This is a genomic window from Salinispora vitiensis (assembly GCF_000378825.1).
Classification (GTDB): Bacteria; Actinomycetota; Actinomycetes; order Mycobacteriales; family Micromonosporaceae; genus Micromonospora; species Micromonospora vitiensis.
On the sequence record NZ_KB900388.1, the window covers coordinates 3,405,095 to 3,419,179 of the forward strand.

The following is a 14,085-nucleotide window of genomic DNA, read 5'->3' on the forward strand; positions in this document are numbered from 1 at the left end:
CTGCCGCCCATTTGCCGCAACCAGTGAGCCCAAGCGGTCCCAAGCGAGACCCGCTCGCCTGCTGCCGGCACGCCCCTGACCTGCGTTTGCGCCGGCTAGGGGGCGTTTGCTGCCCAGGTGAGCGGAGGGTGTGGGATTCGAACCCACGAAGACATCACTGCCTTACCGGTTTTCAAGACCAGCGCCATCGGCCACTAGGCGAACCCTCCCGGCGTGCCACCCCGCGGGGCGGCGACCGTGCCCAGTCTGCCACGCCGGCCCTGCCGGTGGGCAGGCACGCCCACCACATGCCGTCCACAGTGCGGGTTAGCAGTACGGGCTCCCGGGCGAGTACCGGCGTCGGGTAGACAGGGACCATGCAGGCGATCACGATCCAGAAGTTCGGCGGGCCCGAGACGTTGGTCTGGACCGAGGTGCCCGACCCGGTGCCCGGCCCCGGCGAGGTGATCGTCGACGTACGGGCCAGCGCGGTCAACCGGGCCGACGTGCTGCAACGGCAGGGCTTCTACCCGCCACCCCCGGGCGCGCCCCCGTACCCCGGTCTGGAGTGCTCCGGGGTGATCAGCGCGGTCGCCGACGACGTCTCCGGTTGGGCGGTGGGGCAGCCGGTCTGCGCGCTGCTGGCCGGCGGCGGGTACGCGGAGCGGGTGGCGGTGCCGGCCGGTCAGCTGCTGCCGGTGCCGGACGGCATGGATCTGGTGGAGGCGGCGGCGCTGCCGGAGGTGGCCTGCACGGTCTGGTCGAACGTCGTGCAGCGGGCGAAGCTGGCCGCCGGGGAGACGCTGCTGGTGCACGGCGGCGGCAGTGGGGTCGGCACCTTCGCGATCCAGCTCGGCGCGGCCCTCGGGGCGACGGTGCTGGTGACCGCGCGGTTGGCCAAGCACGACCGGCTGCGGGCACTCGGCGCCGCCCACACGATCGACTATCGGGAGCAGGACTTCGCCGCGGAGGTTCGCCAGCTCACCGGCGGCCGGGGCGCGGACGTGATCCTCGACATCATGGGCGCGGCCTATCTGGGGCAGAACGTGGCCGCGCTCGCCACCGCCGGCCGGCTGCTGGTGATCGGCCTGCAGGGCGGCCGGAAGGGGGAGTTGGATCTCGGTGCGCTGCTGGTGAAGCGGGGGACGGTGATCGCGACCGCGCTGCGTTCCCTCCCGCTGGCCCAGAAGGCGGAGATCGTCGAGGGGGTACGCGAGCAGGTGTGGCCGCTGATCGTGACCGGCCAGGTCCACCCGGTCGTGGACCGCCGGCTGCCGATAACCGACGTGGCCGAGGCCCACCGCCTCGTCGAGTCAAACGAGCACGTCGGCAAGGTGCTGCTGACCGTCGGCTAGCGCGACGGACCCTCATCGGCTAGCGCGGCACGGCCAGGCGTGGCCCTCGCGTCGCTAGCGCGGCACGGCCAGGCGTGCACCGGGGCCCTCGGCGGCGACTTGGTCGCCCGGGTTGCTGAGAATGCAGCGACGCAACGACAGGCACCCGCAGCCGATGCACCCGTCGAGGTCGTCCCGGAGCCGGGTCAGCAGCGTGATCTTCTCGTCCAGCCGGTTGCGCCACAGTTTGGAGAGCTGGGTCCAGTCCTCCGGGGTCGGGGTCCGGGCGGCCGGCAGGGATTCGAGCGCCTCGCGGATCTCCTCCAGCGAGATGCCGACCTGTTGGGAGATCCGGATGAACGCCACCCGGCGCAGCTCACCGCGCGCGTACCGGCGCTGGTTGCCGCCGGTACGGTCGGCGCGGAGCAGCCCCATCCGCTCGTAGTAGCGCAGGGCGGATGTCGCCACCCCGCTGCGCGCGGAGAGCTGGCCGATGGTCAATAAATCCTGCATCACGTCACCTTGAGCTCAAGTGGGCTTCAAGTTGCAGGCTAGCCGCATGACAGCCACCACGACCACCACAGCGATCGCCGAGGCCGCCGCGCCGCTCGACGGCCGACCGCCGGTCGCCCCCCTGCTGGAGCGAATCCGGGCCGGCCGGGAGTTCGGCGCGAACGTCTACTCCACCATCGACGTGCTCCAGGTGCTCTACCACCGCGTCCTGCGGGTCCACCCGACGACCGTTGACGACCCGGACCGGGACCGGTTCCTGCTCTCCAAGGGGCACGCGGTCGCCGGGTACTACGCGGTGCTCGCCGCCGCGGAGTTCTTTCCCGCCGACTGGCTCGACGACCAGGGTGGGCCGGCGAGCCGGCTCGGCGAGCACCCCGACCGGATGCTCGTACCCGGCGTGGAGATCGGCTCCGGCTCCCTCGGCCACGGCCTCGGCCTCGGCGTCGGAACCGCACTCGGGCTACGCGCCCAAGGCCGGCTCGAACCCCGGGTGTACGTGCTGCTCGGCGACGCCGAACTGGACGAGGGTTCCAACCACGAGGCGATCACCTACGCCGGGACGAACAGCCTGGCCAACCTCACCGCGATCGTGATCGACAACGCCTCCGCCACCCACGGCTGGCCGGGCGGACCGGCAGCCCGGTTCACCGTGGACGGCTGGACCGCTGCGACCGTCGACGGGCGCGACCACGACGCCCTGCACACCGCCCTGACCGGGCATGACGGCAACCGGCCCCACGTCGTCGTGGCGGTCGTCGACCCCAAGGAGGACTAGTGCGCGACACCTTCGTCGACACCACCACCGCGCTGCTCGCCGACGACCCGCGTACCGCGCTGGTGCTGGCCGACATCTCCGCCGGCCTCTTCGTCCCGGCGGCGGACCGGCACCCGGACCGGGTACTGAACGTCGGAATCCGGGAACAGCTGATGGTCGGGGTCGCCGGCGGGCTGGCGTTGACCGGTCTGCGGCCGATCGTGCACACCTACGCGCCGTTCCTGGTCGAGCGGGCGTACGAGCAGCTCAAGCTCGACCTGGACCACCAGGGCGCGAGCGCGGTGCTGGTCAGCGTGGGCGCCTCGTACGACCGGCCGGAGGCGGGCCGGACCCACCTGTCGCCGGCGGATGTCTCGCTGATCGACACCCTGCACGGCTGGACGGTGCACGTGCCCGGCCACCCCGGTGAGGTCGCGCCGCTGCTGCGGACCGCGGTAGCCGCGGAGACCTCGGCGTACCTGCGGTTGTCGGTGCTGAGCAACGACCGGCCGCTGGGCGGCGACGGAGCGTTGCAGGTGGTACGGGACGCCGGGCCGGGAGCGCCCCTGGTGGTGGCCGTCGGACCGACCCTGGACGCGGCCACCGCAGCGCTGGCCGACCTGCCCGTCACGGTGGCGTACACCAACCGGCCGCGGCCGTTCGACACCGCCGGGCTCCGCGACCGGGCCGGCACCGAGGTGATCCTCGTCGAGCCCTACCTCGCCGGGACCTCCAGCCGGGTGGTCTCGGCGGCGCTGGCGGACCGCCCGCACCGGCTCCTGGCACTCGGCGTCGGGCGCGAAGAACTCCGGCGGTACGGGTCAGCCGACGACCACGCCCACTGGCATGGCCTGGACGCGTCGGGGCTGCGCCGATCGGTGCTGGACTTCGTCTCACCAGCGCTGCGCTGACCTACCGTCCCGGCAGCCGACGAGAGCTCGGCGGTCATCGCGCCGAGCCGCCGCCGGCGGGTGAACTACCCGCTCTTGGGCAGCACGATCAATCGGGCCGCACCGTTCTCCCCGTCCTTCGTGCCGGCCACACCGAGCACCCGGCCAACCTCAACCGCCTCCGGCTGAACCGTCTGGCGGCGCTCCACCACCCGCAGCTCCGGCCCGAAGGTCCAGGTCATCTCGAAGCCGTCGGACGACCGGACGGTCATCTCCTGCCCGTCGACAGCGACCACCTCGCCACGTTGGACCGCCACCGTTCTCGGACCGTCCTCTTTCGTCTGCACCACGACCTCGCCGTGCAGGGTGTTCTTCCGCAGCATCACCCGCGCCGGCCGCCGCTTGCGCCACTCCTCGGCCCGTTCCTTCCGGCCCGGCTCCGCGTCCGAAGACGGCGGTTCCGACGCGGCGGCGGGCACCACGTCCAGCTCGGCGGGGTCCAGGCCCAGCGCGGCCAGCGCCTGACCCTCCACGCCCAACGCCGCGGCGACCTCGACGGCCTGCTCTCCGCCCGGCCCGGCCACCTGCGCCGCACCGCAGCCGCTGAGCCCGAGCGTGACCGCCGCGAACAGCGTGGTGGCGGCGACTCCCCAACGTGCCATGACTCTCCCTCTCATCCCTGTGGGTGGGAGTCCAGCCTGGCCGGTCTCGGCGAGCGCCAGGTCAGGTCGATGTTCGGGCCTGGTAAGGATCCGGCGGCAGCGAGACGACGAACGCGGCCCCGCCCTCGGCCGCGTGCCCCGCGCTGATCTCGCCACCGAGCCGCCGGACCAAGCCGGCGGCGAGGGCCAGGCCCAGCCCACTACCGACCTTGCGCACCCCCCGGTACCGCTGGTGCAGCGCACCCCGCTGGAAGACCACCGCCAGGTCGTCGTCGGTCAGGCCGGGGCCGCCGTCCCGAACCTCGATCACCCCGCCGGCAGCCGGGTCCGCGCCCGCCCACCGGGTCGCCAGCACCACCGGCGCCCCCGGCGGCACCACCCGCAACGCGTTCTCCAGCAGCCCATCCACCACCTGCCGGATCCGCCCCGGATCCGTGTGCACCGGCACCGTCGGATCCGGCGCCTCGACCCGGAACGCCACCGAGACGGCCGCGCACCGCGCCGCCCACGTCCGCTCCGCCTCCGCGGCCAGCCGAACCAGGTCGACCCGTACCGGCTCCAGCGGGAAATCCACGGCCTCCAGCCGGGCCAAGGCCAGCAGGTCCCGTACCAGCCGGTCCAGGTGCTCCGCCTCGGCCAGCACCGTACGCCCGGTTCCGGCCACCTCCGCCGAGTCGATCACCCCGTCCGCCAACGCCTCCGCGTACCCGCGAATGGCGGTCAGCGGGGTCCGCAGCTCATGCGAGACGGAGAGCAGGAACTCTCGCTGCCGTCCCTCACTGGTGGTGAGCGCGGCGGCCAGGCCGTTGAGGGCCTCCGCCAGGTCCGCCACCTCGTGCGGGGGCTCCACCGGTACGCGAACGGCACGCTCGCCCGCCCGCAGCCGAGCGGCGGCGTCCGCCGCCCGCCGGATCGGCCGGGCCAGGCGACGGGCGAGCAGCAGGCCGGCGACCACCCCGGCCGCCAGCCCAGCCAGCAGGGGCAGCCAGAGGCTCTGGGCGACCTGCCGCCACATGCCGCCGAGCGAGCCGGCCCGCGCGAGCACCACCCCGTCGCCGCCGGGCAGGGCGCGCCCCTGCACCAGCGCCGGTCGTCCGGCGACCAAATGCCGGTCGGCGACGTGCCGCCCCTCGGCGATCCGCTCCACCACCTGGGCCGGCAGTCCCGGCCGGTCCACCACCCCGTTTCGCACCAGGTACGCCTCGATGCCCTGCGCCCGCAGCTGGCGTAGCAACCGGTCCTCGTCCACGGTGCGCGGGGTGTCCAACCGACTGCGTAACGCCTCGGCGGCGAGTCGGGACTGGGCGGCCAGCGCCTGCTGCTCGCGGTGTTCCACGCCACGGACCGCGAGCGGCACCGCGACGATCGCGGTGACCAGGACCGAGACCAGGGCGACCGCGCAGGTGACCAGCACCGCCCGGACGGTCAGGGTCGGCCCACGGCGGGTGCGATCACGCCGGGCGGATCGGGTGCGGGCGGGCCGCGAGGCGTCGGACGTCGGCACGGTCGAAGGGTCGGCCTGGTGCTCACCCATCGGCGGCGTACCCAACCCCCCGGTGGGTACGGATCACACTCGCCGCGCCGAGCTTCGCCCGTACCTGCGCCACGTGCACGTCAACGGTTCGGGTACCCGCGGGAACGGCGTACCCCCACACCCGGGCGAGCAGCTCCTCCCGGGTGAACACCCGACCGGGGCGGGCCATCAGGTGGGCAAGCAGGTCGAACTCGGTGGAGGTCAACTGCACCGGATCCCCCGCGGCGGTCACCGTACGGCGGTCGAGGTCCAGCCTGACCGCGCCGACGGTCCGCGGCTGGCCCGGCGGCGGCCCGGCGACCCGGCGCAGCACCGCCCGCACCCGGGCCACCAGTTCCCGCGGGCTGAACGGCTTGGTGACGTAGTCGTCGCCGCCGAGTTCCAGCCCGACGACGCGGTCCACCTCGTCGTCGCGGGCGGTGAGGAAAATGACCGGCGTCCAGTCTCCGGACTCGCGTAACCGGCGGCAGAGCTCGGTGCCGGGCAGACCGGGCAGTGCGATGTCGAGAACGCAGGCCACCGGCCGGAGCCGGCGGGCGGCGGCGAGGCCGGCGTCGCCGTCCCGCTCCAGGTGTACGCCGAACCCGTCCCGGGTCAGATAGAGCCGGACCAGATCGGCGATGGCCGGTTCGTCCTCGACGAGGAGGACGAGCCCGCGATGCGGCGCGTCAACGGTCACCGGCTCATGATGGCCGACTGGGATGGCCCGGCATTGCTCGGGACATGTTCGGGTTCGGTAAGGAGACGGTCAGCGGACGGCGGCGGGTCGGAAGGCGGCCGGCCGGGCCAGGGCCGGACCGGGGTCGCCGATCGTGGCGACGAGCCGCTCGCGCGCGGCGCGGACGCGGGTCCGGAAAGCGTGGTTGAGCAGCTCGTCGAGCTGCCACACCTGCTTCGGGTGCCGCGTCCGGATGACGAACCGCTCCCGGACGCCATCGATAGCGGTGGCGGCCAGCTCCAGGCAGTGCAGCCGCGGGTCCGGCCCCCAGGTGACGTCGCTCAGCTCGCGCAGCTCGGTGTTGAGGTGCAGGCGGAGCCGGTGCAGCACCCGGGTCTGCCGGGTGACGACCAGCCGTCGGTGGGTCAACAGCAGGAGGTACTCGTCGGCGGTGCCCGACCGGTTCGGGCGGCGGCACCGGGTGACCAGGATGGGGGCGTCACCCGAGCCGACGCAACGCCGGAAGACGGGCAGGTGTCGGTTGGCGGTCTGGGTCGCGATACCAGCCTCGGCCGCAGCGGGAAGGAACGTTCGGGAGAAGACGTCCATGCCCTGCCCAACGACGCCCCGACACGGGGTGATATGGGCGGGACGGCCGAACCTTGCATCTTCCACGCCCCCCGGTGTTCCTGACCACCGGGAGACGTGACCACGCCGGGGCGGGGTGGTTCAGAGCAGCTCGACGATGGTCGCGTTGGCCATGCCGCCGCCCTCGCACATGGTTTGCAGGCCGTACCGGAGGTTCTCGTCTCGCATGTGCGCCAACATGGTGGTCATGATCCGGGCCCCGGACCCGCCGAGCGGATGCCCGAGGGCGATGGCGCCGCCGCGCGGGTTCAGCCGCTGCGGGTCGGCCTCGGTCTCCGCGAGCCAGGCCAGCGGCACCGGGGCGAACGCCTCGTTGACCTCGTACACCCCGATCTCCTCGATGCCCAGCCCCGCCCGGCGCAGCGCCTTGGCGGTGGCCGGGATGGGCGCGGTCAACATGGCGACCGGATCGTCGGCGCAGACCACCGCGGTGTGGATGCGGGCGAGCGGGCGCAGGCCGTGCTTGCCGGCCCACTCGGTGGTGGTGACCGCGAGCGCCGCCGCGCCGTCGGAGATCTGGGACGCGGATCCGGCGGTCACCACGCCGTCGGCCCGGAACGGGGTGGCGAGCTCGGCCAGCTTCGCCAGGGACGTGTCCCGACGGATGCCCTCGTCGGCGGCGGCCGTGCCCCCGTCGGCGAGGGGGACCGGTGCCAGCTCGGCGTCGAAGGCGCCGGCGTCCTGCGCCGCGCCCGCCTTCTCGTGGCTGGCGAGGGCGAACTCGTCGAGCTGGCTGCGGGTCAGTCGCCACCGGCGGGCGATCAGCTCCGCGCCGACGCCCTGGCTGAACGGGAGCGGGTCATCCTCCGCCACCCCCTCCACGCCCCGGTAGCGGTCCAGGATCGCCGCGCTGAACGGCACGCCCCCGGCCACGCTGGAGCCCATCGGCACCCGGGTCATCGACTCGACCCCGCCCGCCACCACCAGGTCGGCCTGCCCGGAGAGCACGGTCGCGGCGGCGAAGTGCAGCGCCTGCTGGCTGGACCCGCACTGCCGGTCGAGGGTGGTGCCGGGAACCGTCTCGGGCCAGCCGGCCGCGAGGACGGCGTTGCGGGCGACGTTCCACGACTGCTCACCGACCTGCGAGACGCAGCCCCAGAAGACGTCATCCACCTGGCCCGGATCGATGCCGGTCCGTTCGGCGAGGGCGCGCAGCACGTGCGCCGACAAGTCGACCGGGTGTACGTCGGCGAGGCTGCCCTTGCGCCGCCCGACGGGGGTGCGTACCGCGCCGACGATGACTGCGTCACTCATGTCTACTCCCCGGTAACTTGGTGTGGCGTCGATGCTACGCGGCCGGCCCGGCAACCCGCTGCCCTGGCATGCTGGGCAATATGGATACGACTTCGTCCGAGATCCGGCAGTGGCGGGTTTCGGCCGCCCTACCAGCGGTCAAGGCCGGCGGGGCCGGGGCGCTGGTCGCGCTCGGTCTCCTGCTCGCCGACGGCGACCCGGTCCGGCTCACGTTGGCCGTGCTGGCCGCCGCCGCGCTCCTGGTCTGGGCCGCGCGGGACCTGCTGGTACCGGTCCGCCTCGCGGTCGACCCGGAAGGGCTGACGGTGGTCAGCGGCTTCGCCGGCCGTCGGCGGCTGCCGTGGTCGCAGGTGGCGGAGATCCGGGTGGACCAGCGGGCCCGGCTCGGCCGGTCGAACGCCGCCCTGGAGGTGGATGCCGGGGAGACACTGCACCTGTTCGGCCGGTTCGACCTGGACGCCGACCCGGTTGATGTCGCGGCGCAGCTACGGGCGGCCCGCCCGACCTGATCGTCAGGCGAGCAGGGTCGCGGTCCGGATCAGGGCCAGGCCGAGTAGGGCCACCACGAGCACCGTACCGCCGCCCACCTGCACCAACGTACGCCGCGACGGTGGGGCGTGGGCGAGGACGAAGGCCATCAGGCCGCCGACCACGAGACCGCCCAGGTGACCCGGGATCGAGATCCCGGGCACAGTTATCGTGAAGACCAGGTTGATCACCAGGATCGGGAGCACCTGGGAGACGTCCCGCCCCAACCGCCGGCCGACGACGAACAGGGCCGCGAAGAGCCCGAAGACGGCCGTCGACGCGCCCGCGGTGGCCGCGTTCGGCGCGCTGAACAGGTAGGCCGCGACGTTCCCGCCGAGGCCGGCGATCAGATAGAGGGCCAAAAACCGGGCCGGGCCGAGACTCGCCTCCAGGGTTCGGCCGAGAATCCACAACGCGTACATATTCAGCAGCAGGTGGATCACGCCGTAGTGCAGGAACATCGCGGTGACCAGGCGGTACCACTCGCCATCGGCGACGCCACCCACGGTGCCGTTGGGAAAGACCGCGAGCCCGATCACGGCTCCCCACTCGGTCAACGGGGTGCTGCCGCCGAGCAGGCCGCCGAAGCCGGAGCCCCCCACCGCCGCGTCGCCGCCCCGGTCGGTGCCGATGGAGAGCAGCATCACCAGGGCGTTGAACGCGATCAACGCCTTGGTGACGTAGCCGTGTTGGCCGGCGAGACCACCACCGAAGGCGGTCCGCGCCGGCCGCACACTGCGGCGCCCTTCGTTGACGCACTCCGGGCATTGGAAGCCCACCGAGGCCTCCCGCATGCAGTCCGGGCAGATGACCCGGTCGCAGCGGTTGCACCGGATGTAGGCCTCCCGGCCGGGGTGGCGGTAGCAGACCGGGGTGGTCGGTGGTGATTCACTCACCGGACAGCCCAGGTGCCCGAGCGCTCAGTCATGCGAGCAAAGGTACCCTGTCCGCGCCTTCAGGAGCCGGAGCGCTCGATCTCGACCCGCTCGATGACGACGTCGCGCAGCGGGCGGTCGGCGGGGTTCGTCGGGGTGTTGGCGATGGCGTCGACGACCTTCACCGACTCCTCGTCGGCGACCTGCCCGAAGATGGTGTGCCGGTTGGTCAGGTGCGGGGTCGGCGCCACCGTGATGAAGAACTGCGAACCGTTGGTGCCCGGCCCGGCGTTCGCCATCGCCAGCAGGTACGGCCGGTCGAACCGCAGCTCGGGGTGGAACTCGTCGGCGAAGGTGTAGCCCGGGCCGCCCCGGCCGGTACCGGTCGGGTCACCCATCTGGATCATGAAACCGCTGATCACGCGGTGCGAGATGGTGCCGTCGAAGTACGGGCCGCTGCCCGGCTGGCCGGTCCGCGGGTCGGTGTACTGCTTGGTGCCGTCGGCCAACTCCACGAAGTTGCGAACGGTCTTCGGCGCGTGATTCGGAAAAAGCTGCAGCCGAATCGGGCCGGCGTTGGTGTGCAGGGTGGCGTAGAGATCCTCGGCCACGGGTACTCCTCACTAGGTGTTCAGTTCCATGCGGATCCTCCCATGTGCCCGATCTGGCCATGCGGAGGCATCCGAGGGTGGAGGATGACGAAGGGACAACTCCGAGGAGGTGGGACCGTGTTTGGAAACGGGCGGCGTAAGACCCAGAGCCAGCTTGCCAAGATCGAGCTTGGTCGAAGCTTCGGTCACCTGAAGCGGGCGGCGGGGCACGCCACGAACGGCACCGGCGCCACGGTCGGCCCACGGGTGCGGGCGGCCCGCAGCGCTGTTGCCCCGACCGCGCTGGTCATGCGAGACCGGGCGGCGAGCGGCTACGTCTCGACCGTGGCGGCCCTCGCGCCGCTGGCCATCGCCGTCCGCGAGGCCCAGGCGGAGGCGGCCGGCCGGGCCGCCGCCGGCCGGCGGACCGGCGCGGGCAGTTCGACCGCCACCAGCAAGAAAGTGCAGGAGAAGAGGATGCGGGCGACACGCGCGAAGAAGCGGTCCGGGCGGGGCAGGATGACCGGCCTGCTGGCGGCCAGCGTCGTGGTGGGGCTGGTCGGCGCGATGGCGTTGCGACGCCGCTACGAGCGGCGGGAGTGGGTCGAGTACGACGCGGTTCCCAGCCTGGACCCGATGCAGGCCGAGGTGGACATGATCGAGGTCACCACTCGGACCCCGGCCGAGCAGACCACCCCGGCGCCGGCCGAGAAGGCCACCCCGACGCCGAACGAGAAGGTGCCGCCACCGGCCGCCGCCAAGGCGTCCGCGACACCGACCGAGAAGGTCCGCGCGACGACCGCCGACAAGGCCCCCGCGGCACCAACCGAGAAGGTCCGCGCGACGACCACCGACAAGGCCCCCGCGACACCGACCAAGACGGCCTCCGCGACGACCGAGGGGAAGAGCTCCACCGGCCGGACCCCCAACGACCTCTCCAAGGCCATGAAGAACGGTCGCCGCTGACCCCGGGTCAGAGCCAGCCGTGCCGGCGGAACCAGCGGTACAGCGCCAAACTGACCCCGAGCATCAGGGCCAGCACCGTGGGGTAGCTGTAGGCCCACCCCAGTTCCGGCATGAACTCGAAGTTCATGCCGTAGATGCCGGCGATGGCGGTCCAGACCGCGGCGATGGCCGCCCACGCCGCGATCTTGCGCATGTCGTCGTTCTGGTCCACGGTGACCTGGGCCAACCGCACCTGAAGGATTGAGTTGAGCAGGTCGTCAGCGGAGTTGACCTGCTCAACGGTACGGCTGAGGTGGTCCTGCACGTCCCCGAAATACCGGCGGATCTCCATCGGCACCTCGCGGTTGCGCTCAGCGGTGATCCGCAGGAGCGGGCGCTGGAGCGGCATCACCGCCCGCTTGAACTCGACCAGCTCCCGCTTCACCTGGTAGATCCGCTGGATCCGATCGCCGCCCGGCCGACGGTCGAAGACGTCGGCCTCCAGCGTGTCCAGGTCGTCCTCCAGCCGGTCGACGGCCTCCAGGTACTGGTCAACCACCCGGTCGGTCACCGCGTACGCCACCGCCCACGGGCCGTGCGGCAACAACTCCCCCCTCGCCTCCAGGTCGGCGCGCACCGGCGCCAGCCGGCAGGCGTCCCCGTGCCGGACGCTGACCAGGAAATTCGGGCCGATGAAGAGCAGCACCTGGCCGGTCTCGACGACCTCGGAGTGCTCGGTCAGCTCGGCCTGGTCGCGGTAGTGGGCGGTTCGCAGCACCAGGAAGCTCACCGCACCGAACTGCTCCAGCTTGGGCCGCTGCTGGGCTTTGACCGCATCCTCGACGGCCAGTTCGTGCAGGCCATAGGTGGCCGCGATCTCGGTCATCTGGGCCAAGTCGGGCTCGTGCAGGCCAAGCCAGACGAAGCCGTTGCCCGCCTCGCGCGCCGCCGCCAGCGCCTCGGCGTGGTGCCGGTGGCCGGGTTGCCGCTCCCCGTCCAGGTAGAGCGCACAGTCAACGACCGCATCATGGGGTGCGGCCGGCGCCGGTGGCCGGGCCGCGCTGTCAGAGCTGAGCCGGCGGGTCATCGCCCGCACCGGGGCCGCCCAGTCCCGCGGTCGGATCACCCGGCCGTCCGACCGGGTGCCCCTGGGTCCGCGCCGCAACCGGTCCGCCATCGCACCCTCCCCGCTCGACGACGCGTTGCAGCGTACGCCGCCAACCGGGTCAACGGCGGTGCCGCGGGGGTCGGGGCGAGCGCCGGACCGACCGAGTCGCACCAGCCCGGCGCCGGACCGACCGAGTCGAACCAGCCCGGCGCCGGTGGCGGAGGTCAGCCGCGTACGGCCGCCATCGCCGCCGCGAGTCGACGCGCACCCTCGTCGATCTGGTCCACGGTCACCGCCGAGTACGCCAGCCGCAGCGCGTGCTGCCCGCCGTCGAGCACGAAGTCACTGCCCTTCACGACGGCGACCCCGCGCTCCGCCGCCGCCGGAGCCAGCCGGTCCACCTCGACGTCCTCCGGCAACTCCACCCAGAGGAAGTAGCCGCCGTCCGGCTCGACGAACCGGGCCTCCGGGAGGTGCCGCCGCAGCGCCTCGGCCAGCGCCTGGGCCCGCTCGCCGAGGGCCCGGCACACGGTAGCGATCGAGCGGTCGATGTCCCCGGAGACGCAGAACTGGTGCACGGTCGCCTCGGAGACCATGCCCGGCGAGATGTAGAGGTTGGTCGCCTTCTTGGCGATGTCGGCGATCAGGTCCGCCGGCCCGACCAGGTAGCCGACCCGGACGCCCGGGCAGACCGTCTTGGTGAAGCTGGAGGCGTGCACCACCCGGTTGTGGGTGTCCAACGAGAGCATCGAGGGCAGCGCCTCGCCGCGGAACCGGACGTCGGCGTACGGGTCGTCCTCAAAGATCGTGAAATCGAACTCGACGGCGAGATCCAGCAACTCCCGCCGCTTGTCGATACTCAGCGTCACCCCGGCCGGGTTCTGGTAGTTCGGAATGACGTGCGCCAGCCGGGGCCGCACCCCGGACTCCAGCAGCTTACGCAGCTCGGAGGTGTCCAGACCGTCCGGCTGGATGGTGATCCCGTGCAGCTCGCTGCCCATCCGCCTCAGGTTCAGCAGGGTCCGGTCGTAGGTCGGACGCTCCACCACCACCGCGTCACCGGGTCGGACGAGGTGGTCGAAGAGGAACGCGTCGGCCTGCAACGAACCGTTGGTCACCAGGACCTGGTCCGTCCCCACTCCGTGCTTCTTCGCGATCCACTCCCGCAACGGAAGGTACCCAGCGGAGGGGCCGTACGCCGTCACACCGGTGGGATCGGCGTCGAACGCACGGACGGCGGCGGCCTTCAGCCCCTCGACATCGACGATGTCCAACGAGGGAGCGCCACGGGCGAAGGAGATCAACTGCTCGGCGGTCATGGCTGTTCAGCGTACGGAAGGCGGCAGCGGATCCGCCGACGGCACGACGAGTGCCGTCGCGGAGCCACCGGATGGGTGACCGGCCTCACCCGGGGACGACCCGTTCGGTCGCCCAGACCCGGACCACGTCGCGGAGCGAGATCACCCCGGCCACCTCCCGCCCGTCGAGCACCACCAGGTGCCGAAACCCGCCTCGGGCCATCGCGGTCGCCGCTTCCTCGACCGTCCACTCCGGCCCCGCGTACACCACGTCCCAGGTCAGGTGGGCTCCGGTCGGCTCGTTGTCGCAGTCCAGCCCGCGCCCGATCGCGTTGAGTAGGTCCCGCTCGGTCATGATCCCGACCCCTTCGGAGTCCGGATCGATCACGACGGCCGACCCGATGCCCCGCTCCGACATCATTCGCGCCGCCTGCCGGAGCGTGTGCTCCGGGCCGACTACCAAAACCTGACTGGACATCACTTCCCGAACCTGCATCACACATCAACCCCTGCGG

The 14,085-nt window shown here is 72.4% G+C and carries 16 protein-coding genes and 1 tRNA gene; 5 read left to right on the plus strand and 12 right to left on the minus strand.

The window, feature by feature from the left end; genetic code table 11:
• Positions 1–122: 122 nt before the first annotated feature.
• A tRNA-Ser gene (locus SALPAC2_RS0116045) sits at positions 123–209 on the minus strand.
• A 147-nt stretch (positions 210–356) separates the two neighbouring features.
• Here SALPAC2_RS0116045 and SALPAC2_RS0116050 point away from each other — a divergent pair.
• Positions 357–1,334 carry an NAD(P)H-quinone oxidoreductase gene (locus tag SALPAC2_RS0116050; protein WP_018217656.1) on the plus strand — a complete coding sequence of 326 codons (978 nt, stop codon included), beginning with the start codon at positions 357–359 and terminating at the stop codon, positions 1,332–1,334.
• Between the two features lie 54 nt (positions 1,335–1,388).
• Here SALPAC2_RS0116050 and soxR read toward each other — a convergent pair whose 3' ends face one another.
• Positions 1,389–1,826, minus strand: a complete 438-nt coding sequence (soxR, locus tag SALPAC2_RS0116055; RefSeq protein WP_018217657.1) for a redox-sensitive transcriptional activator SoxR — start codon at positions 1,824–1,826, stop codon at positions 1,389–1,391.
• A gap of 46 nt (positions 1,827–1,872) precedes the next feature.
• On the opposite strand from soxR, the gene SALPAC2_RS0116060 reads away from it, so the two are divergent.
• Together SALPAC2_RS0116060 and SALPAC2_RS0116065 are read left to right on the plus strand one after the other, a co-directional pair.
• On the plus strand, positions 1,873–2,601 hold the full coding sequence (locus tag SALPAC2_RS0116060; protein ID WP_026184789.1) for a hypothetical protein: 729 nt from the start codon (positions 1,873–1,875) through the stop codon (positions 2,599–2,601).
• On the plus strand, positions 2,601–3,491 hold the full coding sequence (locus SALPAC2_RS0116065; protein ID WP_018217659.1) for a transketolase family protein: 891 nt from the start codon (positions 2,601–2,603) through the stop codon (positions 3,489–3,491). Before SALPAC2_RS0116060 ends, SALPAC2_RS0116065 begins: the two co-directional genes overlap by 1 nt.
• Before the next feature lie 65 nt (positions 3,492–3,556).
• Here SALPAC2_RS0116065 and SALPAC2_RS0116070 read toward each other — a convergent pair whose 3' ends face one another.
• From SALPAC2_RS0116070 to SALPAC2_RS0116090, 5 genes are all read right to left on the minus strand, one after another.
• On the minus strand, positions 3,557–4,132 hold the full coding sequence (locus tag SALPAC2_RS0116070) for a hypothetical protein (protein WP_018217660.1): 576 nt from the start codon (positions 4,130–4,132) through the stop codon (positions 3,557–3,559).
• Positions 4,133–4,193: 61 nt separating this feature from the next.
• On the minus strand, positions 4,194–5,666 hold the full coding sequence (locus SALPAC2_RS0116075; protein WP_018217661.1) for a sensor histidine kinase: 1,473 nt from the start codon (positions 5,664–5,666) through the stop codon (positions 4,194–4,196).
• Positions 5,659–6,345, minus strand: coding sequence for a response regulator transcription factor (locus tag SALPAC2_RS0116080; RefSeq protein ID WP_018217662.1), 687 nt, complete (start codon positions 6,343–6,345; stop codon positions 5,659–5,661). Before SALPAC2_RS0116080 ends, SALPAC2_RS0116075 begins: the two co-directional genes overlap by 8 nt.
• A 69-nt stretch (positions 6,346–6,414) precedes the next feature.
• Positions 6,415–6,933, minus strand: a complete 519-nt coding sequence (locus tag SALPAC2_RS0116085) for a hypothetical protein (protein WP_018217663.1) — start codon at positions 6,931–6,933, stop codon at positions 6,415–6,417.
• Between the two features lie 120 nt (positions 6,934–7,053).
• Positions 7,054–8,226: a thiolase family protein gene (locus SALPAC2_RS0116090; RefSeq protein ID WP_018217664.1), complete on the minus strand. Its 1,173-nt coding sequence runs from the start codon at positions 8,224–8,226 to the stop codon at positions 7,054–7,056.
• Between the two features lie 68 nt (positions 8,227–8,294).
• Between SALPAC2_RS0116090 and SALPAC2_RS0116095 the strand changes: the two genes are divergently transcribed.
• Positions 8,295–8,735 carry a PH domain-containing protein gene (locus tag SALPAC2_RS0116095; RefSeq protein WP_018217665.1) on the plus strand — a complete coding sequence of 147 codons (441 nt, stop codon included), beginning with the start codon at positions 8,295–8,297 and terminating at the stop codon, positions 8,733–8,735.
• A gap of 3 nt (positions 8,736–8,738) precedes the next feature.
• On the opposite strand, the gene SALPAC2_RS0116100 is transcribed toward SALPAC2_RS0116095, so the two are convergent.
• Together SALPAC2_RS0116100 and SALPAC2_RS0116105 are read right to left on the minus strand one after the other, a co-directional pair.
• Positions 8,739–9,650, minus strand: a complete 912-nt coding sequence (locus SALPAC2_RS0116100) for a rhomboid family intramembrane serine protease (RefSeq protein ID WP_026184790.1) — start codon at positions 9,648–9,650, stop codon at positions 8,739–8,741.
• 59 nt (positions 9,651–9,709) lie between these two features.
• Positions 9,710–10,240, minus strand: coding sequence for a peptidylprolyl isomerase (locus SALPAC2_RS0116105; protein WP_018217667.1), 531 nt, complete (start codon positions 10,238–10,240; stop codon positions 9,710–9,712).
• 117 nt (positions 10,241–10,357) lie between these two features.
• On the opposite strand from SALPAC2_RS0116105, the gene SALPAC2_RS0116110 reads away from it, so the two are divergent.
• Positions 10,358–11,185, plus strand: a complete 828-nt coding sequence (locus tag SALPAC2_RS0116110) for a hypothetical protein (RefSeq protein ID WP_018217668.1) — start codon at positions 10,358–10,360, stop codon at positions 11,183–11,185.
• 7 nt (positions 11,186–11,192) lie between these two features.
• Here the strand turns inward: SALPAC2_RS0116110 and SALPAC2_RS0116115 are convergent, their stop codons facing one another.
• From SALPAC2_RS0116115 to SALPAC2_RS0116125, 3 genes are all read right to left on the minus strand, one after another.
• Positions 11,193–12,341 (minus strand): magnesium and cobalt transport protein CorA, encoded by a 1,149-nt coding sequence (locus SALPAC2_RS0116115; protein ID WP_018217669.1) that lies wholly within the window; start codon positions 12,339–12,341, stop codon positions 11,193–11,195.
• 155 nt (positions 12,342–12,496) lie between these two features.
• Complete coding sequence (locus tag SALPAC2_RS0116120) at positions 12,497–13,591, minus strand: aminotransferase-like domain-containing protein (RefSeq protein WP_018217670.1); 1,095 nt, start codon at positions 13,589–13,591, stop codon at positions 12,497–12,499.
• A gap of 85 nt (positions 13,592–13,676) precedes the next feature.
• Positions 13,677–14,066, minus strand: a complete 390-nt coding sequence (locus tag SALPAC2_RS0116125) for a CBS domain-containing protein (RefSeq protein WP_018217671.1) — start codon at positions 14,064–14,066, stop codon at positions 13,677–13,679.
• Between the last annotated feature and the right edge of the window lie 19 nt (positions 14,067–14,085).